Source organism: Sphingopyxis microcysteis, from assembly GCF_012274265.1.
Taxonomy (GTDB): Bacteria; Pseudomonadota; Alphaproteobacteria; order Sphingomonadales; family Sphingomonadaceae; genus Sphingopyxis; species Sphingopyxis microcysteis.
This window is the reverse complement of sequence record NZ_JAANYY010000002.1, coordinates 880,203-902,217: the sequence shown is the minus strand read 5'-3', so window position 1 is coordinate 902,217 and position 22,015 is coordinate 880,203. Positions and strand designations below refer to the sequence as shown.

Here is a 22,015-nt window from a genome sequence, read left to right as displayed (position 1 = left end):
CGCGGCGACTTTTAAGGCCCGGGGCCGGTCGCCTGTTCTGATGGGGCATGAAAGCAACCGCCGGGTTTGGGCATGGTTGCCGGTCTGCGGCATTTGGCGAAACGCCCCGTCCCTGCTACGGGGCGCCCCGGCGCGGTTCCGCAGGGATTCCGCGATGGAGCGCCCTAAAAGGAAGGAAATTCAATGGTTCCGCGTTACGCCAGGCCGGAAATGACCGCGATCTGGTCAGCCGAGAATCGCTTTCGCATCTGGTTCGAGATCGAAGCGCACGCCACCGACGCCTTGGCCGAGCTTGGAACCGTGCCGAAATCCGCTGCGAAGGCCTTGTGGGATTGGTGGGCGACCAAGCCCGTCATCGACGTGGCGGCGATCGATGCGATCGAGGCCGTCACCAAACATGACGTCATCGCCTTTTTGACCTGGGTGTCCGAAAATGTGGGCGAAGAAGCACGCTTCATGCACCAGGGCATGACCAGCTCCGACGTTCTCGACACCTGCCTTGCGGTGCAGCTGGCGCAGGCCGCCGACCTGTTGATCGCCGACCTTGATGCGCTGCTCGCCGCCATCAAGCGCCGCGCCTTTGAACATAAGCTGACCCCGACGATCGGTCGCAGCCATGGCATTCACGCCGAGCCGGTAACCTTTGGCCTCAAACTGGCGCAGGCTTATGCCGAATTCGACCGCTGCAAGGCGCGCCTGATCGCTGCGCGCGCCGAAGTGGCCACCTGTGCGATCTCCGGCGCGGTTGGCACTTTTGCCAACATCGATCCGCGGGTCGAAGCGCACGTCGCGGCAAAACTCGGGCTCGCTATCGAGCCCGTGTCGACCCAGGTCATCCCGCGCGACCGTCACGCCATGTTCTTTGCGACGCTCGGCGTGATCGCGGGCTCGATCGAGCGCCTTGCGACCGAAGTCCGCCATTTGCAGCGCACCGAAGTTCTCGAAGCCGAGGAATATTTCTCGCCGGGGCAAAAGGGTTCATCGGCGATGCCGCACAAGCGCAACCCGGTGCTGACCGAAAATCTCACCGGCCTCGCGCGCATGGTCCGCAGCGCGGTCGTTCCGGCGCTGGAAAATGTCGCGCTCTGGCACGAACGCGACATCAGCCATTCGTCGGTCGAACGCTTCATCGGTCCCGATGCGACGATCACCCTCGACTTCGCGCTTGGTCGCCTGACCGGGGTTGTCGACAAGCTGCTCGTCTATCCCGAACGGATGCAAAAGAACCTCGACCGCATGGGCGGCCTTGTCCATTCGCAGCGCGTTTTGCTGGCGCTGACGCAGGCGGGAGCAAGCCGCGAAGACAGCTATCTGCTGGTCCAGCGCAACGCGATGCGGGTTTGGGAAAGCGACGGCCAACTGTCGCTGCTCGACCTGCTGAAGGCCGATGCGGACGTCACCGCGCGGCTGTCAGCCGACCAGCTGACGGAACTTTTCGACCTTGGCTATCATATGAAACATGTCGACACGATCTTCGACCGGGTTTTCGGCTCCGCGTAACGCGGGGTGGAAACCCGCTGGAAACTCGCATAGGGTCGGCGGACCCAAGCGAATGAGGAGCAGACGATAGTGGGAATCCTGCGAACGATCATCTGGGTGTTGCTGACCGCGGTGCTGGTCATTTTTGCCATGGCGAACTGGCTGCCGGTGACGGTGACCATCTGGCCGGGGCAGGTGCTCGACACCAAATTGCCCGTGTTGATCCTTGCCGCTTTCCTGATCGGCAGCGTACCCATGTGGATCGCGCTGCGCACCACGCGCTGGTCGTTGAAACGCCGCCTCGACACCAGCGAGCGCCAGCTCGCCGACATGCGCGCGCTGGCCAATCGTCCCGTGGAACCCATGTCGGCGCCGACGCCCGCCCCCGCTCCCGCCACTGGAACCGCTTCCCCCACCCTGCCACTGGATATCCCATGAGCTCGCCGCTTTATCTCGCCATCGATCATCCCCACCTCGACGCAGCGGTGACGCTGGCGCAAAAGGTGCGGCATCATGTCGGCGGACTGAAGCTCGGGCTCGAATTTTTCTGCGCCAACGGGCATCATGGCGTGCATGAAATGGCCAAGCTTGGGCTGCCGATCTTCCTCGACCTTAAGCTCCACGACATTCCGAACACGGTCGCGAAAGCGATCCAGGCGCTGCGTCCGCTCGAACCCGCCATCCTGACCGTGCACGCCGCGGGCGGCCGCGCGATGCTGGAAGAAGCCAAGGCGGTGGCGGGACTGAATACCAAGGTGGTCGCGGTCACCGTGCTGACCAGCCTCGACGCCCCCGACCTCGACGACATCGGCGTCGGCGGCACCCCGCACGATCAGGTCGTCCGCCTCGCCGCGCTGGCGCGCGAAGCCGGGCTCGACGGGATCGTCTGTTCGGGACAGGAAGTGAAAGCGGCGCGCAAGGCGTGGCCCGGCGGCTTCTTCGTCGTTCCCGGCGTGCGGCCCTCCAACGGCAAGGCGGGCGACCAGAAACGCGTCGTCACCCCGGCGCAGGCGATGGCCGACGGCGCGTCGATCCTGGTCGTCGGACGCCCGATCAGCCAGTCGCCCGATCCCGACCTTGCGGCGCGCGAAATCGAAGCGACGCTTTAGCCCACCCCAATTCCCGTTCGTGTCGAGCGAAGTCGAGACACCCATCGGTACGACACTTGGTCGAGGGACATCTCGACTTCGCTCGATGCGAACGGACAGCTTGAGTCTGAACCATGCCCCCCTTCGTCAAAATCTGCGGCCTTTCCACCCCCGAAGCCGTCGACGCCGCCATCGAGCAGGGCGCCACGCATATCGGGCTCGTTCATTACGAGCCCAGCCCGCGGCACGTCGATCTCAAGACGGCCGCTGAACTGCGCAAGCGCGCCGGACGCCATGTCGAGGTCGCGTTGCTGCTCGTCAACGCGTCGCAGCAGCTGACCGGCGAGGCGCTGGCGGCGGTGCGTCCGGACATCATCCAGTTTCACGGCAACGAAAGCCCCGAATGGCTCGCCGTGGTCAAGCGGATCGCGCCTGCGCAGGTGTGGAAAGCCGTCGGGCTGAAGGACGCAGGAACGCTGGAGCGGATTCAGAAATATCACGGCGCGGCCGACCGGATCCTGTTCGACGCCCCCGCAGCCGCGCTGCCCGGCGGCACCGGAACCCGTTTCGACTGGTCGCTGCTCAAAAATCATCGTCACACGATGGATTGGGGCGTCGCGGGCGGGCTCACCCCCGCCAACGTCGCCGAAGCGATCGCCGCGACCGGCGCGCCGCTGGTCGATGTCTCGTCGGGGGTCGAAAGCGCTCCGGGCGTGAAGGATGTGGACAAGATCGCCGCTTTCCTTAAAGCGGTCGCCGCATGTTGACGGCACGCCCCTTGCCCATGCGCATCGGAAAACGATGGCGCTGATCGCTTCAAATCCCGTTTGAGCGAGCGCCCACCCCATTGCCGATGGAAATGACCATGACCGATACGACGACCCTGCCCAACAGCCTGCGCACCGGCCCCGACGAACGCGGCCATTTCGGCCAGTTCGGCGGCCGCTATGTCGCCGAAACGCTGATGCCGCTGATCCTCGACCTCGAACGCCATTATCGCGCGGCGCAGGCCGACCCGGCGTTCAAGGCCGAGTTCGACTATCTGCTCAAAAATTATGTCGGCCGCCCCAGCCCGCTGTGGTTCGCCGAACGGCTGACTGAGCATCTCGGCGGCGCGAAAATCTATTTGAAGCGCGAGGATCTCAACCACACCGGGGCGCACAAGATCAACAATTGCATCGGCCAGATCCTGCTCGCCAAGCGGATGGGCAAGACCAGGATCATCGCCGAAACCGGCGCGGGCCAGCATGGCGTCGCGACCGCGACCGTTGCCGCGCTGTTCGGCCTGCCCTGCACCATCTTCATGGGGGCGGTCGATGTCGCACGTCAGCAGCCGAACGTATTTCGCATGAAGCTGCTCGGCGCCGAAGTCGTCGCGGTCGAGAGCGGCGCCAAGACGCTGAAGGATGCGATGAACGAGGCGCTGCGCCACTGGGTCGCGAACGTCCACGATACCTTCTACATCATCGGCACGGTCGCGGGTCCGCACCCCTATCCACAGCTCGTGCGTGATTTCCAGTCGGTGATCGGTGACGAAGCGCGCGCGCAGATATTGGAGGCAGAAGATCGCCTGCCCGACGTGTTGATCGCGCCGGTCGGCGGCGGTTCGAACGCGATCGGGCTGTTCCACCCCTTCCTTGATGACCCGGACGTCGCGATCGTCGGAGTCGAAGCTGCGGGTGAAGGGCTGGACGGCAAGCACGCCGCGAGCCTCGCGGGCGGCAAGCCCGGCATCCTCCACGGCAACAAGACCTATCTGCTGCAAGATGAAGACGGCCAGATCACCGAGGCGCACAGCATTTCGGCGGGGCTCGACTATCCGGGCATCGGCCCCGAACATAGCTGGCTCCACGACATCGGTCGCGTCCGCTACGAGCCGGTGACCGACGCCGAGGCGCTCGCGAGCTTCCAGAAGCTGACCAAGCTCGAAGGCATCATCCCCGCGCTCGAAAGCGCCCACGCGATCGCCGCCGCCGAGCGGATCGCGCCGACGCTGGGCAAGGACAAGATCATCATCGTCAATTGCTCGGGTCGCGGCGACAAGGACATCTTCACCGTGGCGGATGCGTTGGGGGTGGCGCTGTGACCCGCTTCGCTGCTGCCTTTGCCAAACCCCACCCTGCACTCGTCGCCTTCATCACCGCAGGCGATGGCGACACCGCCGCCAACCTCGACGCGCTGGTCGCGGGGGGCGCCGATGTCATCGAGCTGGGCATGCCCTTCACCGATCCGATGGCCGATGGCCCCGCGATCCAGGCCGCGAATTTGCGCAGCCTCGCCAAGGGTACGACGACCGCCGACCTGTTCGCGATCGCCGCCGCTTTTCGCCAGCGCCACCCCGACACCCCGCTGGTTTTGATGGGTTATGCCAACCCGATGACGATCCGGGGCGGCGACTGGTTCGCGGCCGAATGCGCCAAGGCTGGCGTCGACGGCGTCATCTGCGTCGATGTTCCCGCCGAGGAAGACCCCGAACTCGGCCCTGCGCTGCGCGCCGCCGGGGTCGACCTGATCCGCCTCGCGACGCCGACCACCGATGCAGCGCGCCTGCCCGACGTGCTGAACGGCGCCAGCGGCTTCCTCTATTATGTTTCGGTCGCGGGTATCACCGGCCAGCAGCAAGCGGCGCAGGCGAGCATCGAGGATGCGGTCGCGCGGCTGAAGGCGGCAACCGACCTGCCCGTCGCGGTCGGCTTTGGCGTCCGTACCCCCGATCAGGCGGCGCAGATCGCGCGGGTCGCCGACGGTGTCGTCGTCGGATCGGCCTTCATCGACATCATTGCCGAGCATGGGGACGCTGCAGCGCCGCATGTCGAGGCCTTCACCCGCACCCTCGCCGATGCTATTCATAGCGCCAAGGAGATCGCCGCATGAGCTGGCTCGACCGCGTCCGCAACGCCCTGCCCTTTGGCGCCAAGCGCGATACCGCCGACAATCTCTGGCATAAATGTCGCCAGTGCCAGCAGATGGTGTTCGTCAAGGAATGGGAAGACAATCTCAACGTCTGCCCGCGCTGCGACCACCACGACCGCATCGGCGCCAAGGAACGCTTCGCGCAACTCTTCGACGGCGGTATTCACGAGTTGATCGCCGCCCCGGCAGCGCCCGAGGATCCGCTGAAGTTTCGCGACACCAAAAAATATGTCGACCGCATCAAGGCGGCGCGCGCGCAGACCGGCGACCGCGACGCCTATCAGAACGCCTTCGGCCGCATCGCGGGCCAGGGCGTCGTGATCGGCGTGCAGGATTTCGCCTTCATGGGCGGGTCGATGGGCGTCGCGGTCGGCGAAGCCTTCGTCGCGGGGGTCGAGAATGCGATCAAGCGCGGCGTACCCTATATCGCGATCACGGCCGCGGGCGGCGCGCGGATGCAGGAAGGCACGCTGTCGCTGATGCAGATGCCGCGCGCGACGGTAGCCTTGGCCCGCCTACGCCGCGCAGGCCTGCCCTATATCGTGCTGCTTACCGACCCGACGACGGGCGGCGTGACGGCCAGCTATGCGATGCTCGGCGACGTCCAGATCAGCGAACCCAAGGCGCTGATCGGCTTCGCGGGCCAGCGCGTGATTGAAAACACGATCCGCGAAAAACTGCCCGAAGGTTTTCAGCGCGCCGAGTATCTGCTCGACCACGGGATGATCGACATGGTGGTGCATCGCAAGGAGCTGCCCGAAACATTGGGCCGCCTGATCGGTTATCTGGCGCCTGAGAAGGCGGCCTGACTTTAGACAATCGGCGACCCCCCATTTTTCCGTTCGCCCTGAGCTTGTCGAAGGGCTGTTCTTTCTACTGACGTCGCTAGAAGAACGGTGCTTCGACAAGCTCAGCACGACCGGATCTGGGATCGCTCAGGTTCAATCGCCCCATGCCCGACCACGCCCACTCCTCCGACCCCGCCGTCCAGACCCAGCTCGACCGCCTTGCCGCGCTGTCGCCGGGCCGCGACATCCTCGGCCTCGAACGCATCGCCGAGCTCTGCGCGCGCCTCGGTAACCCGCAAAACCAGCTCCCGCGCACTTTCCACGTTGCCGGGACCAACGGCAAAGGCTCAACCTGTGCCTATCTGCGTGCGATCCTCGAAGCAGAGGGGCGCCGCGTTCACGCTTACACCAGCCCGCATCTCGTGCGCTTCAACGAGCGTATCCGCCTCGCCGGAACGCTGATCGACGACGCGCTGCTTGCCGCGCTGCTCGAAGAAGTGCTCGACGAAGCCGCGGATCTTCAAGCGAGCTTCTTCGAAGTCACCACTGCCGCAGCCTTCCTTGCTTTCGCGCGTATCCCGGCGGACGACTGCATCATCGAGGTCGGGCTTGGCGGGCGCCTTGATGCGACGAACATCATTCCGCCCCCGACGGTCGTCGGCATCGCCTCGCTCGGCATCGACCATGAGGCCTTTCTGCTTGCGCCCGAAGCCGGGACGCCAAGAGAGCCCGCAATGCGTATCGCGTGGGAAAAGGCTGGCATCATCAAACCGGACACGCCCGTCGCCACCCTTGCCTATCCACCCCCCGTTCGCGACACCATCGCGGCCAAGGTCGCCGAGGTCGGCGCGACGCTCTTTCCCGAAGCCGACGGCTGGACGATCGAAGTCGAGGGCAACGCCTTTCGCTGGCATTCGAAACTGGGTTCGGTCGACCGCCTGCTCCATCCACGTATGACGGGTGCGCACCAAATGCGTAATGCCGGGCTCGCCATCGCGATGCTGCGCCTTGCGCCTGATCCGCAGCCGACCGACGCGGCCATCGCGACCGGCGTCGCCAAGGCTTTCTGGCCGGGCCGGATGCAGCGCCTCGGCGCCGGGCCGCTCACCGCGCTTCTGCCCGCGGGCGCACAAATCTGGCTCGACGGTGGGCATAATCCCGATGCCGGGGTCGCGCTCGCCAAGGCGCTCGAAGGCCGCGCGCCGCTGCACATCGTCTGCGGCCTGCTGCGCAACAAGGACGCCACGGGCTTCCTTCGCCCCTTCGCCGATCGCATCGCATCGTTTCAGGCCGTCCCCATCCCGGGACACGAACATCATGATCCCAAGGATCTCTGCCATTGGGTCCAGAGTGAGCTTGGCATTGCCGACGCGCAGCCCTGCGACGATGCGGCCGCAGCGCTCCGCCATATCGCGGCGCACCGTCCGGCGGGCGATGTTCTGATCTGCGGGTCGCTTTATCTGGCGGGGGTGGTGCTGGGCGCGAACGGCGAGATGCCGGTTTAGGGGATATCATGTGGGGGCGGTTCAACACCGCCCTCGGTTTCAGTTCGTGTCGAGCGTAGTCGAGACACGCGAAGGCACGCGCGCCTCATGGATGTCTCGACTACGCTCGACACGAGCGGGTTGAACATTCTGGTTTGACCGCGCGCCCGAAAGCCCTCACGCCACCTTCGCTGTCGGCCCCTTCCACGCCAGCAGCGCGCCAACAAGCAGGGCGGCGAGCGACGCATACATGATTTGCGATGCCAGCTCGAGCTGGTTGGCCAGCAACACGCCGACAACCCCCGCGACGATCAACGCAAAGCCCGCGATGCGCGCGGCACCGACGGGCTTGCGAAGCTTGCCTTCGTCGATCGCGCCGCTCTGGCGGATCGATTGCACGACATAGCCCTTGCGCCACATCATCCACAGCAGGATCATCCCCGGGATGGCGGCGAGGATCGTGAGCCCCCAGAAGCCTGTCCATCCCAGCCTTTCCGCGGCAAACCCGGCAGGCCCGGCCATGAAGGTTCGCCCGATCACCGCAACCGACGACAACAGCGCAAATTGCGTCGCGGTATAAGCGATGTTCGACAGTCCCGAGAGATAGACGGCGACGACGGTCAGGCCGATGCCGCTGGTGATATTCTCGGTCACGATCGCCGCAACCAGCATCCAATAGTCGTTGCCCACGATCGACAGCGCCATGAACATGACGTTCGAGAACATCATCAGCAGCACCGAAACCAGCAGCGCCCGGCCCATACCGAGCCACAGCACGAACGGCCCGCCCAGCGCAGACCCGATAATCAGTGCAGCGAAGCCCCAGATCTTGTTTGCCGAAATATAGTCGAGGTCGGCGAAGCCGAGATCGACGATCATCGGGCCGAGCATCGCCTGCCCCATCGCATCGCCGACCTTATAGACCAGGATGAAGAGCAAGATCATCAGCGCGCCGTTACGGGTCAGGAACTCGCGGAACGGGTTGACCACCGTTTCGACGAGCCACTGCCCCGGCTTCATGCCCGATGCGCTACTGAAGCGGTCGACAAATTTGCCCTCACCCGCCCAGAAGGCGCCTAGGACCGCGGGAAGCACGCAGAGCGTCGTGAGCCCGTAGGCCATGGCCCAGCCAAGCCCCAGCCCTTCCTGCGAGGCAAAGTAGATCGTCCCCGCGCCCGCGATCAGATTGCCGGTGCGATAGCCGAACTGGTTGGTGGCGGTACCGTGAGCGAATTCGTCCTCTTCCAGGATTTCGATGCGATAGGCGTCGATGACGATGTCCTGCGTTGCCGAGAAGAAGGCCGTGACGACCGCCCAGAACAAAAACCAGCGATAATCGTCCGGCTGCGGGTTGCTCGCACCCATCTGCCAGATCGAGATCACGAGGAAGAATTGAACAAGAAACAGCCAGCTTCGCCGCTGGCCGAGCGCCTTCGTCAAGACGGGCAAGGGAATCTTGTCGACCAGCGGCGCCCATAGGAATTTGATCGTGTAGGGGATGCCGACCATCACCGCAAAACCGATGGTTGTCGGCGTGAAGCCGACCTTTGCGAGCCAGAAGGTCATGGTGGCGGCGACCAGCGTGAACGGGAACCCGCTGGAAATGCCGAGAAGGAAAGCGACGGCGGGATTCTTGCGCAGATAGGGCCGGAAGGCCGGGACCGCGAGCGCAACGACGACCAGCCCGCCGAGGATACCGGCAAAAATGAGAAAACGGATAAGGTCGACGGACATTCTGTGCTCCCCGCGGGCCGCGGGCGAGCGGCTCTGTGCTTGGCGCCAAGGCCTAATGCCTTGGGGTCAAATTGGAAGCGGGTATTTGGCGCCACGGCCCGCTATCGCGACGAGGCGTCTGCAAGATTGCCGCCAGCAACATGCGCGCAGACAAAATCGTCGTCATCGCGGCGGAGGCCGGGATCTCGAACGATCATTATGACACACCGGCGAGATCCCGGCTTTCGCCGGGATGACAAAAAAGATGGTGATCCGTCGCGCTTACGCCGCCTCGGGGCGCCAATAGGTGGTGAGGCCGCTGACCTTGCGTGGCATCTTGTTCTGGCAGCTTATCGATTCCACCGCGCGCAACGCGGCAACGAGGGCCGAGGCGCTGTGCGGTTTGCTGAGGCGGGCGACCGCGATATCGCCAGCGTCGTCGGGGCATTGCCCGGTCACGAGCAGGACCGCGATACCCCGGTCGCGTGCCAGCCGCGCCACTTCGCGGCCCGTCATATGCCCGGCCAGCCCCAAATCAAGCACCAGGGCATCGATCTGTTCAGCGGCGATGATCGGCACGGCCGCTTCGCCCGAATCGACCGTCGCGACGATATCGTAACCGCTGTGTTTCAGCGTCCGCTCGTTATCGAACGCGACCAGCGGATCATCCTCGATGATCAGCAGCCGCTTGATGCAGGACGGGCGGGACGCAAACAGCATGGATACTCCCTTTAACGGCGCCATGACGCGCCCGCTGGCACTGTGCAAGATTGCTTCTGCTTCCCATCGACGAAGCGACACTTTTCCGGCTATGAGCGTGGCTGCAGGGCAACACTATGCCCCACATAATGACAAAAGGCCGTATCCGTTCCAATGACCACTCGCCGCCCTCCCCGTGCCGCCCCGCGGACCGTGTCCAAAGCCGCCGGCGACAGCGACGCGCCAAGAGGACGCCGCGCCGCGCGCGGCGCCGCCTCCGCCCTCAAAACCAAGCCGGCAGAGGGCGAGCGCGAAGATGGGCCGCAGCGGATCGCCAAGCTGCTGGCGCGTGCCGGCGTCGGTTCGCGCCGTGACGTCGAACGGATGATCGAGGAAGGCCGCATCGCGCTGAATGGCCAGGTCATCGTTCAGCCCGCGCCTTTGCTCGCTTCGCTCGAAGGCCTGACGGTCGACGGTAATCCCGTCGCCAAACCCGTTTCGACGCGCCTCTACCGCTTTCACAAGCCTGCAGGCTGCCTGACCGCAGCCCGCGACCCCAAGGGCCGCAAGACCATCTATGACCTGTTGCCGAAGGATCTGCCGCGGCTAATGCCCGTCGGCCGCCTCGACTATAATACCGAGGGGCTGTTGCTGCTGACCAATGACGGCGAATTCAAGCGTCAGCTCGAGCTGCCCGCGAGCGGGGTCGAGCGCACCTATCGCGCGCGCGCTTTTGGCGACATCAGCCAGGCGCAGCTTGAGGAACTGGCGATGGGGATCGAGATCGACGGCGTTCGCTATGGCAAGATCGACGCGAACCTCGAGCGCCGCACGGGCCGCAACCAGTGGGTCGAAATGACGCTGACGGAAGGCAAGAACCGCGAAGTGCGTAAGGTGCTCGAACATTTCGGGCTTCAGGTGAGCCGCCTGATCCGAACCCGCTACGGCGCCTTCGAGCTAGGCGGCATGCCGCTGGGCGCGGTCGATGTCGTCCCCCGCGACGAATTGTTCAAATTCCGGCGGCAGATGGGCTGATGCGCGTCATTTCGGGCGAATGGCGCGGCCGCAAGCTGCTCGCGCCGAGGAATGACGCGACGCGCCCTACCGCCGATCGCACGCGCGAAACGCTGTTCTCGATGCTGACCAGCCGCGTCGGCAGTTTTGAGGGACTGGTGGTCGCCGATCTGTTTGCGGGATCGGGCGCGCTGGGGATCGAGGCGCTGTCACGCGGCGCCGAACAATGTCTGTTCGCCGAGCAGGATCGCGACGCGCTCGATGCGCTGCGCAAGAATCTGGCGACGTTGGGCGCAACCGGGCGTGCCGATGTCCGCGCCGGGTCGGTGCTCGCGCTTGGTCCGGCGCCGCGCACCTATGACCTCCTGATGCTCGATGCACCCTATGGCACCGGCGCGGGCGGCGTGGCGCTCGACAAGCTGGGTCGCCTCGGCTGGATCGGGCCGGACAGCTGGATTTCGATCGAGACGGCGCACAACGAAGACGTCGATGCTGCTGGGTTCGAAATCGATGCGACACGCAAGGTCGGCAAGGCGAAGCTGACGCTGCTCAGGCCTGCCTGATCATCTGCTGCCGCACCATCAGCAACCCCAGCCAGCTCACCACGCCCGCCAGCGCCAGATAAAGCCCGACCGTTTCGGTCCCGCCGCGTTCGGCGAGCGCCTGCGCGATGATCGGCGCCATCGCCCCGCCCAATATGCCGCCCGCGTTGAACGTCACCGACGCCCCGGTATAGCGGACGTGGACGGGAAACAGCGCGGTCAGCCAGCTGCCGAGCGGACCATAGACCAGTCCCATCACGAACAGCGCGGCGGCCAGCCCCGCAAATATGATCAGCCAGCTTCCCGACGCCAACGCAGGCCCAAAGACGAAGCCGATCAGCACCGTCGCGCCGCAGCCCCATGTCAGTACGCGCTGCGCGCTCAACGCGTCGCTCGCATAGCCTGCAAAGATGATCCCCGCCGCCATGAACAGGATCGCGCCAAGCTGGATCAGCAGGAACTGCTCCTTCGGATAACCGAGCGCTGTGGTGCCATGGGCCAGCGCAAAGCTGGTCGCGAGATAGAAGATCGCGAAGCAGGCGACGACCGCGAAAGTCCCCGCCAGCGTCGGCACCAGATGATGCCGGAACAGCTCGCCGATCGGGACGCCCACCGGCTTGTCCTTCTCCAGCGCTTCCTGAAAATCGGGCGTTTCGCCGATCTTCAGCCGCACCCAGAGGCCAAGCCCAACGAGCAGCGCCGAAAACAGGAAGGGAATTCGCCAGCCCCAGCTCGTAAAGTCGGCATCGCTGAGGCCGAGCCCGAGCAGCAGGAAAAGCCCGTTCGCCGCGATAAATCCGACCGGTGCGCCCAATTGCGGAAACATGCCGAAGCGCGATTTCCAGCCCGGCGGCGCATTTTCGACCGCCAGCAGCGCTGCCCCGCCCCACTCGCCGCCAAGCCCGAACCCTTGCCCGAACCGAAGGATGCATAGCAGCAGGGGCGCGACCCAGCCGACCATCGCATAGGTCGGCAGGAAGGCGATCAGCAGCGTCGAGGCGCCCATCAGCATCAGCGAGGCGACAAGCGTCGATTTGCGCCCGATCCGGTCGCCATAATGGCCGAACACGATGGCTCCCACGGGCCGGGCAAAAAAGGCAAGGCCAAAGCTCATGAAGCTCAGCATCAGCTGCGCCGACGGCGATTCGGACGGAAAGAAGAGCGGCCCGAACACGAGCGCTGCGGCCGTCCCGTAGATATAGAAATCGTAAAACTCGACCGCGGTGCCGACAAGGCTCGCGGTCAGGATGCGCCGATGCTGTCGATAGGGTACCAGTTCCACGCCCAATGCCCCTTCCCGGATTGATTGCGCCGCCTTGGACGCGACGAGGCGATCGGTGCAAGGTCAAAATGCGCCTGCCCGCGCTGGACAGCCTGCCCTGCGTTCCCTAATCGTTCGCGCGTGAACACGCCCCCCATCTCGACGCCCGACCTCACCCGCCCCGACCCATCGGACCCGCCCTATCTGCAAGGATTGAACGGGCCGCAGCGGCAGGCCGTGCTGACGACCGAGGGGCCGGTTCTGATGCTCGCGGGTGCGGGCACGGGCAAGACCGCGGCGCTCACCGCGCGGCTCGCGCACATTATCGCGACGCGCCGCGCCTGGCCTTCCGAAATCCTCGCGGTCACTTTCACCAACAAGGCGGCGCGCGAGATGCGCGAGCGTATCGGACGGATGATCGGCGACGCGGTCGAAGGAATGCCATGGCTCGGCACCTTTCACAGCATCGCGGCAAAGATGCTCCGCCGCCACGCCGAACTGGTGGGTTTGCAGAGCAATTTCACCATCCTCGACACCGACGACCAGCTTCGCGTCCTGAAACAGCTCATCCAGGCCGAAGGGCTCGACGAAAAGCGCTGGCCCGCGCGTCAGCTCGCGGGGCTGATCGACAAGTGGAAGAACCGCGGGCTGACGCCTGCCGACCTCGATGCCGCCGACAAGGAAGCCTATGCCGACGGCAAGGGCCAGCATTTCTACGCGCTCTATCAGGCGCGGCTGAAGACGCTCAACGCTTGCGATTTCGGCGACCTGTTGCTCCACATGCTGGTCATATTGAAGACGCACCGCGATGTGCTCGAACAATATCAGGCGCGCTTCAAATATGTGCTCGTCGACGAATATCAGGACACGAATGCCAGCCAGTACCTCTGGCTTCGCCTGCTCGCGCAGGCGCGCAAGAACATCTGCTGCGTCGGCGACGACGACCAGTCGATCTATTCGTGGCGCGGCGCGGAGGTCGCGAACATCCTGCGCTTCGAAAAGGATTTTCCGGGCGCGACCGTCATCCGCCTCGAACAGAATTACCGCTCGACGCCGCAGATCCTCGCCGCCGCATCGGCGCTGATTGCGCAGAACTCGGACCGGCTTGGCAAGACGCTGTGGACCGAGCTCGAACCCGGCGACAAGCTCCGCGTCGTCGGGGTGTGGGACGGCCCCGAAGAAGCGCGGCGGATCGGCGAGGAGCTCGAAACGCTCCAGCACCGCCAGGTCAGCCTCGACCGCGCCGCGATCCTCGTCCGCGCGCAGTTCCAGACGCGCGAGTTCGAAGACCGCTTCATCGCGATCGGCATGCCCTATCGCATCGTCGGCGGCTTCCGCTTCTACGAACGCGCCGAAATCCGCGACGCGCTCGCTTACCTTCGCCTCGTCCAGTCACCTGCCGACGACCTCGCGTTCGAACGCATCGTCAATGTTCCGAAACGCGGGCTCGGCGACAAGGCGCTTGGGCGCATCCACCAGTTCGCGCGGGCCGAGCGCGCGCCGCTTTTCCACGCCGCAGCGCGGATCACCGAAACCGACGAGCTGACGCCGCAGGCGCGCCGCCAGCTCGCAAATTTCGTCGCCCAGATGCGCAATTGGCAAAGCAAGGCCAACGAGCTGTCGCACCCCGAGCTGACCCAGCTCATCCTCGACGAATCGGGCTATACCGCGATGCTCCAGGCCGACCGCAGCGCCGAGGCCGCGGGACGCCTCGAAAACCTCTCCGAACTCGTCCGCGCGATGGAGGAATATGAAACGCTCGAGGAATTTCTCGAGCATGTCAGCCTCGTCATGGACCGCGACAATGACGATCAGGTCGAGACGGTCACGATCATGACGATCCACGCCGCCAAGGGGCTCGAGTTCGATCATGTCTTCCTCGCCGGGTGGGAGGACGGCGTTTTCCCGTCGCAGCGGTCGATGGACGAAGGCGGCATCGCCAGCCTCGAGGAGGAGCGTCGCCTCGCCTATGTCGCGATCACCCGCGCCCGCCAGCGCGCAAGCATCTATCACGCCGCGAACCGCCGCATCTATGGCCAGTGGATGAGCAGCATCCCGAGCCGCTTCATCGCTGAAATCCCGCCCGAACATGTCGACAGCGAAAACAGCTTCGGCGGCGGGCAGAGCCTGTGGCGCGCGAATTGGTCGGCGCAGGGCGATCCCTTCGCGCATGTCGCCGAACGCCAGCCGTCGCGCATCATGACGCGCGGTCCGGCGTGGCAGCGCGCCACCGCGCAATCCTCGACGATCACCCGCGCCCCCGCCCCCAGCGAAAAAGGCCCGGCGGCGTCGGTCGGTGCCAAACCGCGTGCCGACCTCGCGATCGGGATGCGCGTGTTCCACGAAAAATTCGGCTATGGCGAAATCGCCGACATCGACGGCAACAAGCTGGAAGTCGCCTTTGAACAGGCGGGCAGCAAGCGCGTGCTCGACAGTTTCGTCCGCCTCGCCTGAGGCTATTGTCAACTAGAACAGTTATGTTATGCCATCCCACGCGACCATCGAGTCGCGTTTTGGGAGAATCCTCGATGAAAATGAAGCTCTTAGCGGGCGCGATGGCGCTCGCCCTGATCGGCTGCTCGGAACAATCGTCGGATGAAGCAAGCATAGAAGCCGTTGCGGAGACCGAAGCGCCCGCAGCAATGGAGGAAAGTGCCGACGCCGCAGCCGCGCCCCGCATCGCAATCGGAGCTGCCCCCGGCGTCGCCTTTGACTATGCCTACACTTTCCGCCTCGGCGACAAGAAGATCGCGAGCGTGCAAGAAGACCATGCCGCCGCCTGCGAAACGCTCGGCACCCAGCGCTGCCGCATTGTCGATGTCCGATACCAGCTCACCGACGAAAAGCTCGTCGAAGCCCAAACCCAGTTCAAGCTCGACCCCGGCATCGCGCGCAAATTCGGCGCCAATGCGATCGCCAGCGTCGAAAAGGCCGAGGGCGTATTGGCCGACGCCAGCGTCGCGGGCGAGGATGTCGGCACCGAAATCCTCGCCTCGCAGCAACGCAGCGCCGGATCGGAGGCCGAGATCGCACGGCTGGAAGGGCGGCTCAAAGCGGGCGGGTTCGACAAGCGCGAGCGCGCCGAGCTGCTGTCGCAGATCAGCCAGCTCCGCGGACAGCTCGGCGATGAACGCCAGAGCCGCCGCACGGGCGAAGCGCGGATCGCGTGGACGAGCGTCGCGTTCAATTATGTCAGCGACGGCGGCTTGCCCGGGATCGGCCACGAGAACCCCTTTGCTAATGCCGGCGAGACGCTGATGCGCAGCGGCAGCACTGCGCTGAATTTCGTGCTGACGCTCGGCGCCGCGCTCCTGCCGTGGGGCATATTGCTCGCGCTGCTCATCGCCTTCTGGCGCAGCCGCTTCGTCGGCGCTGTGCGCCAGCAATTGCGAAGCACGCAAAAGGCGGTTGATCCGGTGATTCCGCCTGGCGTCTGACAGAAAGCGGCGCGCCGTTTGCAAAGGCCGGTTGCTGCGTTATGTCGTGGTCCATGACGCAGCAACCGACATGGCTCCAGCAAGCGCGCGACGCCGAACGCCGCGGCGATGTCGAGGCCGAAGCCGCTATTCTGCGGGCGGCGATCCAGGCCGATCGTGCCAACATCGCCGCGATCCTGGCGATGGCCGAATTGCAGCGCAGCTTGCAAGATGACCGCGCGGCGGGGACATTCTATCGCCTGGCGCTCGGCACCGCGGCCCAGATGGGCAATGTACCGACCGCGCTTCACTCGGGCCTTCAGCGCGCCGAACAGTTCATCATCGCGTCCGAACGCGCCTTCGCCGACCATTTGCTGGGTCAATTGCGCGGCGCGGGCATCGATGCGCGAACCGCGACACCGCGCGTTGCCGAAGCGCTGCGCCTGCTGGCGGGCGAGCAGCAAGTCTATCTGCAGCAACCGAACATGTTCTATTTCCCCGGCCTTGCGCAGCGGCCCGTCTTCGACCGGGCCATGTTCGATTGGGTCCCGGCGATCGAAGCGGCGACCGATGCCATACGTGCCGAGTTGCTGGCGTTGACCGACACCGCATCGGATCGCTTCGGTCCCTATGTCACGGCGGCACCCAATCGGCCGCCGCCCAACAACCCGCTGCTCGACAAACCCGATTGGGGCGCGGCGTGGCTGTGGAAGGACGGCAAGGTCGCCGATGGAATGGACCTGCTTTGCCCCGCCACGCTTGCCGCGCTCGAATGCGCCCCCCAACCGGTCATCCCGGGCCGCGCCCCACTCGCGCTATTTTCGCGCCTGACCCCCGGCACCCACATCCAGCCGCATCACGGCATGCTCAATACGCGGCTGATCTGCCACCTTCCGCTCGTGGTACCCGATGGCTGCGGCTTGCGCGTCGGCCCCGAAACGCTTGGCTGGACCGAGGGCGAATTGCTGGTTTTCGACGACAGTTTCGAACATGAAGCGTGGAATCGCGGCACCAGCGATCGTACCGTCCTGCTGTTCGAAATCTGGCGTCCCGACATCGATGCCGACGAGCGGGAACAGCTGACCCGCATTTTCTCGGCGATCGACAGCTATTCGGAATAATGGACCAAGGGACAGGAATATAATGACCAATCCGGGAATGGACGCCGACATCTACGACGCCTTTATCGAGCAGTTGCAGCGCTATGTTCGCGAGCGACTGATCCCGGCGGAGGATCAGCTTGAAGAGCTGGGCCGCGTCCCCGACGACATCTTGGCCGAAATGCGCGACATGGGCCTGTTCGGGGTCACCATGCCCGAACAATATGGCGGCGCGGGCATGAATATCAGCCAATATGTCGGCTTCATCCGCGAAATCGCCTATGCCTCGCCAGCCTATCGCTCGATCGTATCGATCAATATCGGCATGGTGTGCAAATCGCTGCTCGGCTTTGGCACCGAGCAACAGAAGGAATATTGGCTGCCCAAGCTGGCGACGGGCAGCATTGCCGCCTTTGGGCTGACCGAGCCCGACAGCGGATCGGACAGCGCAGCCATGAAGACCCGCGCGGTGCGCGACGGCAACGGTTATGTGCTGAACGGCACCAAACGCTATATCACCAATGCGCCCTTTGCCGACATGATCCTTGTGATGGCGCGTACCAATGCCGAACCGCTGCCCAAGAACGCCCATGTCAGCGCGTTCCTTGTCCCGCGCGATGCGCCCGGCGTCTCGATCGGCAAGCCCGATGGAAAAATGGGCCAGGCCGGATCACAGATCGCCGATGTCATCCTGGAAGACGTTCATGTCGACGGCGACGCACTGCTCGGCGGCGAAGAAGGCATCGGTTTTCGCGCCGCGATGCAGAGCCTCGACAATGGGCGCCTGTCGGTTGCGGCCGCCAGCGTCGGCTATGCCAAGCGGATGCTCGACGCGGGCCTCAAATATGCGATGGAGCGCAAGGCATTTGGCGAACCGATCGCCAATTTCCAGCTGATCCAGGCGATGCTTGCCGACAGCAAGGCCGAAATCTATGCCGCCGACTGCATGTTGAACGACGCCTGCGCGCGCGCCGATCGTGGCGAGAAAATCCTGGTCGAGGCCGCGGCGACCAAGATGTTCGCCAGTGAAATGTGCGGCCGCGTCGCCGACCGGGTCGTCCAGATCCACGGCGGCGCCGGCTATCTGAAGGAATATCTCGCCGAGCGCTTCTATCGCGACTGCCGCATTTACCGCATTTATGAAGGAACGACGCAGATCCAACAGCTAGTCATCGCCAAGAACATGATCCGCGATTACGCAGGCTGATCGGTCGTGCGGGTGGATGGGGTCGCTGGTGGAGCCGAGGGGAATCGAACCCCTGACCTCTGCAGTGCGATTGCAGCGCTCTCCCATCTGAGCTACGGCCCCGCGACCGCGGCGTAATAAACGCACCGCATTGCAGTTGGCAACGGCTTTTCTGACCACCGCCGTCATCGCCGCGCAAATCAGGGAATGGGGGTTCCGATGAGCAAAGCTTGGCATTTGATCAGCCGCCCGCAGGGGCTGCCGACGATGGACAATTTCGCGCTGCGCGAGATGCCCGATACGGCGCTGGAACCCGATCAACTGCGCGTGCGCAACCTGTGGCTGTCGGTCGATCCCTATATGCGCGGGCGGATGAACGACGCGAAAAGCTATGCCGCGAGCTTCCAGATCGACCAGCCGATGACGGGCGGCGCGATCGGCGAAGTGGTGGAAAGCCGGATGGAGGGTTTTGCCCCCGGCGACCTGATCCTGCACATGGGCGGCTGGCGCGACGGCGGCGTCGTCGGACTCGACATGATGCCGAATAAGCTGCCGCGCGCGGCGCTGGACGCGGGGATGACGCCGCAGACCTTCCTGCACAATATGGGCCTGACCGGCGGCACCGCGTGGATCGGGCTGCTCCGCGTCGCCGCAGCGAAACCCGGCGATGTGGTGTTCGTGTCGGCCGCGGCGGGCGCGGTCGGGTCGGCGGTGGTCCAGATCGCCAAGGCGCGCGAGATGACGGTTATCGGTTCGGCTGGCGGAGCGGAAAAATGCGCATGGGTCAAGGAACTGGGCGCCGATGCGGTGGTCGATTACAAGGTTGGACCGGTGCTTGCGGGGCTGGCGCAGGCGCTCGGCGATCTCGGCAAACCGGGGATTGACGTCTATTTCGACAATGTCGGCGGCGAACATCTCGACGCCGCCTTTGCGACAGCCAATGATTTCGCGCGTTTTGCGATCTGCGGGATGATCGACGTCTATAACGACGGCAAGGCGCAGGAGATGAAATATCTCATCCGTTCGATCCCGGCGCGGATCCGTATGGAGGGCTTCATTTACACCGACCAGTTCTTCGACTGCATGGAAGAATTTTACGCCGACATGGGCGGCCTGATCGCCAGCGGCGCGGTAACGATCCGCGAAACGGTGCACGACGGGATTGAATCGGCCCCTGACGCCTTCCTCGGCCTGTTCTCCGGCGCCAACATGGGGAAGATGCTGGTCAAGCTCTGACGGGCCTGACCGGCTTATCCCTTAGCTTCCGAAACCGACGGACAGGAAGCTTGGGGTCGGGCCGTTCCAACCGTCGTCGGGGCCATCCTGATCGTCGTGCCGCGGCGCAGGTTTCGGCTTTGACGGCGCGGCCGACTTGCGATCGTCGCGCGACTTGGTCGCCTTTGCCGGGGTGGATTTGGCTTCGTTGCGCGGCTGCTCCGCAACCTTGTCAATTTTCGCGCCGCCGCGACCACGGCCACCACGCTCCGAGCGCGCCCGGCGCGGCTTGTCGTCCGCTTCACGCGGTGCCGCAGGGGCGTCGTCGGCGGAGACGGCATCACCACCATGGACCGGAATTTTATAGCCGGTCAGTTTCTGAATATTGTCGATCGCCTCGTCATCCGACGGGGTCGCCAGCGTGAATGCGCGGCCCTTGGCGCCAGCGCGCCCCGTGCGGCCGATACGATGGACATAATCGTCGGGATGCCAGGGCGCGTCGAAATTGAACACATGGCTGACCCCCTTGACGTCGAGCCCGCGCGCCGCGACGTCGGAGGCGACGAGGATGTTGATCGTGCCGTTCTTGAAGCGCTCGAGTTCGGCAGTGCGGCTCGACTGGTCCATGTCGCCCTGGATCTCGCCCGCGCTGTAGCCCGAGCGCTGGAGCACTTTCGCGAGTTCGCGCACCGTCGTCTTGCGGTTGCAAAAGATGATCGCGGTGTTGACGTCCTCGGCTTCGAGCAAGCCGCGCAAGACGTCACGTTTGCCACGTTCCGACGTCTTGACCAGAAACTGCTCGATATTCTCGTTCCGGCTCGCCGGGCGCGCGACTTCGACCGTTTTCGGGTTCGACAGGAACTTGTCGGCCAGCCGCTTGATCGGCGCCGGCATTGTCGCCGAAAACAGCAGGGTCTGACGGTTCGCAGGCAATTTGGTGCAGATATTTTCGATGTCGGGGATAAACCCCATGTCGAGCATGCGGTCAGCTTCGTCGATCACCAGCAGGTTACAACCGGTCAGCAAAATCTTGCCGCGCTCGAACAGGTCCATCAGGCGGCCCGGCGTCGCGATCAGCACGTCGACGCCCTTTTCGAGCGCCTTCACCTGATCGCCCATCTGAACCCCGCCGATCAGCAGCGCCATCGAAAGCTTGTGATATTTGCCGTATTTTTCAAAATTTTCAGCCACCTGCGCCGCGAGCTCACGCGTCGGCGCGAGGATGAGCGAACGCGGCATCCGCGCGCGCGCGCGACCGTGGGCCAGGATATCGATCATCGGCAAAACGAACGACGCGGTCTTTCCAGTACCCGTCTGGGCGATGCCGATAATGTCGCGCATCATCAAGACCGAGGGGATCACCCCCGCCTGAATCGGCGTCGCTTCGTCATAGCCCGACTCGTCGATGGCGCGTAACAGTTCGTCGGAAAGGCCGATCTCGGCAAATTTCATGTGGCATCATGTCCGGAAAAAGAGGTGACGCTCAGCCTTCCACGCAGGCGGCGCTGCGCGGGCCTTGGGCAAATGGCGATGAAAAGTCAAGAAATGGCGACGAAATGCGCGATCAATCGTCGTCGCGGACCGGAACCATCAAGCGAAACTTGTCGATTTCGCATTTGGCGCCGGTTCGCGCGTGGATCTGATCGCGATCCTCGCACAAGTTACCGTCCTTGCTGCCCTGCATGTAGAAACCGGCATAGAAGTCGAGCGCCCGGCACCCCCGATTGAGCTGCGCACGCAGCCGCTGCTTCTGCCGGGTGATGATGTCGATGCTGTCGCGCTGGGTCGCCTGCATCCCCATGATGTTGCGCATGGCCACACATTTGGGCGCCTTTTTCTCTTTCCAGACGATCGGGATTTCGGTCGCGCGCCGCGACGGCATCGGTCCAGCGGCGAAATTGTTGAGCTGCGAACGCTGCGCCGGAACGCGAATGATCAATTGCTGTTCGATCACCACCTGCCAGAACGCGCTGATCTGTTCGGGCGTCGGCGCGGTCAAGGCGACCAGCGGTTCGGGCGCGGCGACCGGCGGCAAAGCATCGCTCGCCGGGGCTGCCGCCGCAATCCACAGGGCCGCCGCCGTCAGCACCAGCGCGCTGCCGCTCCTTCGGCGTCCT

General features: G+C 64.5%; 20 protein-coding genes and 1 tRNA gene. 15 read left to right on the top strand and 6 right to left on the bottom strand.

Annotated elements, in window-relative coordinates; all coding sequences use genetic code 11:
• The first annotated feature begins 183 nt into the window (after positions 1–183).
• From purB to G9408_RS04260, 8 genes are all read left to right on the top strand, one after another.
• Complete coding sequence (gene purB / locus G9408_RS04295; protein WP_168452828.1) at positions 184–1,500, top strand: adenylosuccinate lyase; 1,317 nt, start codon at positions 184–186, stop codon at positions 1,498–1,500.
• Positions 1,501–1,569: 69 nt separating this feature from the next.
• Positions 1,570–1,917, top strand: coding sequence for a lipopolysaccharide assembly protein LapA domain-containing protein (locus tag G9408_RS04290; protein WP_168452827.1), 348 nt, complete (start codon positions 1,570–1,572; stop codon positions 1,915–1,917).
• Positions 1,914–2,588, top strand: coding sequence for an orotidine-5'-phosphate decarboxylase (gene pyrF, locus G9408_RS04285; protein ID WP_137870645.1), 675 nt, complete (start codon positions 1,914–1,916; stop codon positions 2,586–2,588). Before G9408_RS04290 ends, pyrF begins: the two co-directional genes overlap by 4 nt.
• Positions 2,589–2,701: 113 nt before the next feature.
• A complete protein-coding gene (locus tag G9408_RS04280) occupies positions 2,702–3,334 on the top strand; it encodes a phosphoribosylanthranilate isomerase (protein WP_168452826.1) in 633 nt (210 codons plus the stop codon).
• Positions 3,335–3,432: 98 nt separating this feature from the next.
• The gene (trpB, locus tag G9408_RS04275; protein ID WP_168452825.1) at positions 3,433–4,653 is read left to right on the top strand and encodes a tryptophan synthase subunit beta; all 1,221 of its coding nucleotides are present in this window, start codon (positions 3,433–3,435) and stop codon (positions 4,651–4,653) included.
• Complete coding sequence (trpA, locus tag G9408_RS04270) at positions 4,650–5,441, top strand: tryptophan synthase subunit alpha (RefSeq protein ID WP_168452824.1); 792 nt, start codon at positions 4,650–4,652, stop codon at positions 5,439–5,441. The genes trpB and trpA overlap by 4 nt, the downstream gene beginning before the upstream one ends.
• Positions 5,438–6,289 carry an acetyl-CoA carboxylase, carboxyltransferase subunit beta gene (gene accD / locus G9408_RS04265; RefSeq protein ID WP_168452823.1) on the top strand — a complete coding sequence of 284 codons (852 nt, stop codon included), beginning with the start codon at positions 5,438–5,440 and terminating at the stop codon, positions 6,287–6,289. Before trpA ends, accD begins: the two co-directional genes overlap by 4 nt.
• A gap of 143 nt (positions 6,290–6,432) precedes the next feature.
• Positions 6,433–7,773 carry a bifunctional folylpolyglutamate synthase/dihydrofolate synthase gene (locus tag G9408_RS04260; RefSeq protein WP_168452822.1) on the top strand — a complete coding sequence of 447 codons (1,341 nt, stop codon included), beginning with the start codon at positions 6,433–6,435 and terminating at the stop codon, positions 7,771–7,773.
• A gap of 156 nt (positions 7,774–7,929) precedes the next feature.
• Here the strand turns inward: G9408_RS04260 and G9408_RS04255 are convergent, their stop codons facing one another.
• The gene (locus G9408_RS04255; RefSeq protein WP_168452821.1) at positions 7,930–9,486 is read right to left on the bottom strand and encodes an AmpG family muropeptide MFS transporter; all 1,557 of its coding nucleotides are present in this window, start codon (positions 9,484–9,486) and stop codon (positions 7,930–7,932) included.
• Positions 9,487–9,747: 261 nt separating this feature from the next.
• Positions 9,748–10,233 carry a response regulator gene (locus G9408_RS04250; RefSeq protein WP_235957464.1) on the bottom strand — a complete coding sequence of 162 codons (486 nt, stop codon included), beginning with the start codon at positions 10,231–10,233 and terminating at the stop codon, positions 9,748–9,750.
• A gap of 144 nt (positions 10,234–10,377) precedes the next feature.
• On the opposite strand from G9408_RS04250, the gene G9408_RS04245 reads away from it, so the two are divergent.
• Together G9408_RS04245 and rsmD are read left to right on the top strand one after the other, a co-directional pair.
• Positions 10,378–11,199: a pseudouridine synthase gene (locus G9408_RS04245; protein ID WP_328804380.1), complete on the top strand. Its 822-nt coding sequence runs from the start codon at positions 10,378–10,380 to the stop codon at positions 11,197–11,199.
• Positions 11,199–11,741, top strand: coding sequence for a 16S rRNA (guanine(966)-N(2))-methyltransferase RsmD (rsmD, locus tag G9408_RS04240; protein ID WP_168452819.1), 543 nt, complete (start codon positions 11,199–11,201; stop codon positions 11,739–11,741). Before G9408_RS04245 ends, rsmD begins: the two co-directional genes overlap by 1 nt.
• Here rsmD and G9408_RS04235 read toward each other — a convergent pair.
• The gene (locus G9408_RS04235) at positions 11,728–12,996 is read right to left on the bottom strand and encodes an MFS transporter (RefSeq protein WP_168453451.1); all 1,269 of its coding nucleotides are present in this window, start codon (positions 12,994–12,996) and stop codon (positions 11,728–11,730) included. The two genes, rsmD and G9408_RS04235, sit on opposite strands and share 14 nt — an antisense overlap.
• A gap of 126 nt (positions 12,997–13,122) precedes the next feature.
• On the opposite strand from G9408_RS04235, the gene G9408_RS04230 reads away from it, so the two are divergent.
• From G9408_RS04230 to G9408_RS04215, 4 genes are all read left to right on the top strand, one after another.
• Complete coding sequence (locus G9408_RS04230) at positions 13,123–15,435, top strand: ATP-dependent helicase (protein WP_328804379.1); 2,313 nt, start codon at positions 13,123–13,125, stop codon at positions 15,433–15,435.
• Positions 15,436–15,509: 74 nt separating this feature from the next.
• On the top strand, positions 15,510–16,418 hold the full coding sequence (locus G9408_RS04225; protein WP_168452818.1) for a DUF4349 domain-containing protein: 909 nt from the start codon (positions 15,510–15,512) through the stop codon (positions 16,416–16,418).
• A gap of 53 nt (positions 16,419–16,471) precedes the next feature.
• Positions 16,472–17,518: an aspartyl/asparaginyl beta-hydroxylase domain-containing protein gene (locus tag G9408_RS04220; protein ID WP_235957463.1), complete on the top strand. Its 1,047-nt coding sequence runs from the start codon at positions 16,472–16,474 to the stop codon at positions 17,516–17,518.
• 22 nt (positions 17,519–17,540) lie between these two features.
• Positions 17,541–18,704, top strand: coding sequence for an acyl-CoA dehydrogenase family protein (locus G9408_RS04215; protein ID WP_168452816.1), 1,164 nt, complete (start codon positions 17,541–17,543; stop codon positions 18,702–18,704).
• Positions 18,705–18,730: 26 nt separating this feature from the next.
• Here G9408_RS04215 and G9408_RS04210 read toward each other — a convergent pair.
• A tRNA-Ala gene (locus tag G9408_RS04210) sits at positions 18,731–18,806 on the bottom strand.
• A 96-nt stretch (positions 18,807–18,902) separates the two neighbouring features.
• Between G9408_RS04210 and G9408_RS04205 the strand changes: the two genes are divergently transcribed.
• Positions 18,903–19,919: an NADP-dependent oxidoreductase gene (locus tag G9408_RS04205; RefSeq protein ID WP_168452815.1), complete on the top strand. Its 1,017-nt coding sequence runs from the start codon at positions 18,903–18,905 to the stop codon at positions 19,917–19,919.
• A 21-nt stretch (positions 19,920–19,940) separates the two neighbouring features.
• Here the strand turns inward: G9408_RS04205 and G9408_RS04200 are convergent, their stop codons facing one another.
• Both G9408_RS04200 and G9408_RS04195 read right to left on the bottom strand, forming a co-directional pair.
• A complete protein-coding gene (locus tag G9408_RS04200) occupies positions 19,941–21,350 on the bottom strand; it encodes a DEAD/DEAH box helicase (RefSeq protein ID WP_168452814.1) in 1,410 nt (469 codons plus the stop codon).
• 112 nt (positions 21,351–21,462) lie between these two features.
• Positions 21,463–21,987, bottom strand: a complete 525-nt coding sequence (locus tag G9408_RS04195) for a hypothetical protein (protein ID WP_168452813.1) — start codon at positions 21,985–21,987, stop codon at positions 21,463–21,465.
• Positions 21,988–22,015 lie beyond the last annotated feature (28 nt).

Bases quoted from the DNA above. Each gene is read 5' to 3' on its own strand.
- purB (WP_168452828.1), top strand. From the start codon at position 184: ATGGTTCCGCGTTACGCCAGGCCGGAAATGACCGCGATCTGGTCAGCC.
- pyrF (WP_137870645.1), top strand. From the start codon at position 1,914: ATGAGCTCGCCGCTTTATCTCGCCATCGATCATCCCCACCTCGACGCA.
- G9408_RS04280 (WP_168452826.1), top strand. From the start codon at position 2,702: ATGCCCCCCTTCGTCAAAATCTGCGGCCTTTCCACCCCCGAAGCCGTC.
- trpB (WP_168452825.1), top strand. From the start codon at position 3,433: ATGACCGATACGACGACCCTGCCCAACAGCCTGCGCACCGGCCCCGAC.
- accD (WP_168452823.1), top strand. From the start codon at position 5,438: ATGAGCTGGCTCGACCGCGTCCGCAACGCCCTGCCCTTTGGCGCCAAG.
- G9408_RS04260 (WP_168452822.1), top strand. From the start codon at position 6,433: ATGCCCGACCACGCCCACTCCTCCGACCCCGCCGTCCAGACCCAGCTC.
- G9408_RS04255 (WP_168452821.1), bottom strand. From the start codon at position 9,486: ATGTCCGTCGACCTTATCCGTTTTCTCATTTTTGCCGGTATCCTCGGC.
- rsmD (WP_168452819.1), top strand. From the start codon at position 11,199: ATGCGCGTCATTTCGGGCGAATGGCGCGGCCGCAAGCTGCTCGCGCCG.
- G9408_RS04225 (WP_168452818.1), top strand. From the start codon at position 15,510: ATGAAAATGAAGCTCTTAGCGGGCGCGATGGCGCTCGCCCTGATCGGC.
- G9408_RS04220 (WP_235957463.1), top strand. From the start codon at position 16,472: ATGACGCAGCAACCGACATGGCTCCAGCAAGCGCGCGACGCCGAACGC.
- G9408_RS04215 (WP_168452816.1), top strand. From the start codon at position 17,541: ATGACCAATCCGGGAATGGACGCCGACATCTACGACGCCTTTATCGAG.
- G9408_RS04205 (WP_168452815.1), top strand. From the start codon at position 18,903: ATGAGCAAAGCTTGGCATTTGATCAGCCGCCCGCAGGGGCTGCCGACG.
- G9408_RS04200 (WP_168452814.1), bottom strand. From the start codon at position 21,350: ATGAAATTTGCCGAGATCGGCCTTTCCGACGAACTGTTACGCGCCATC.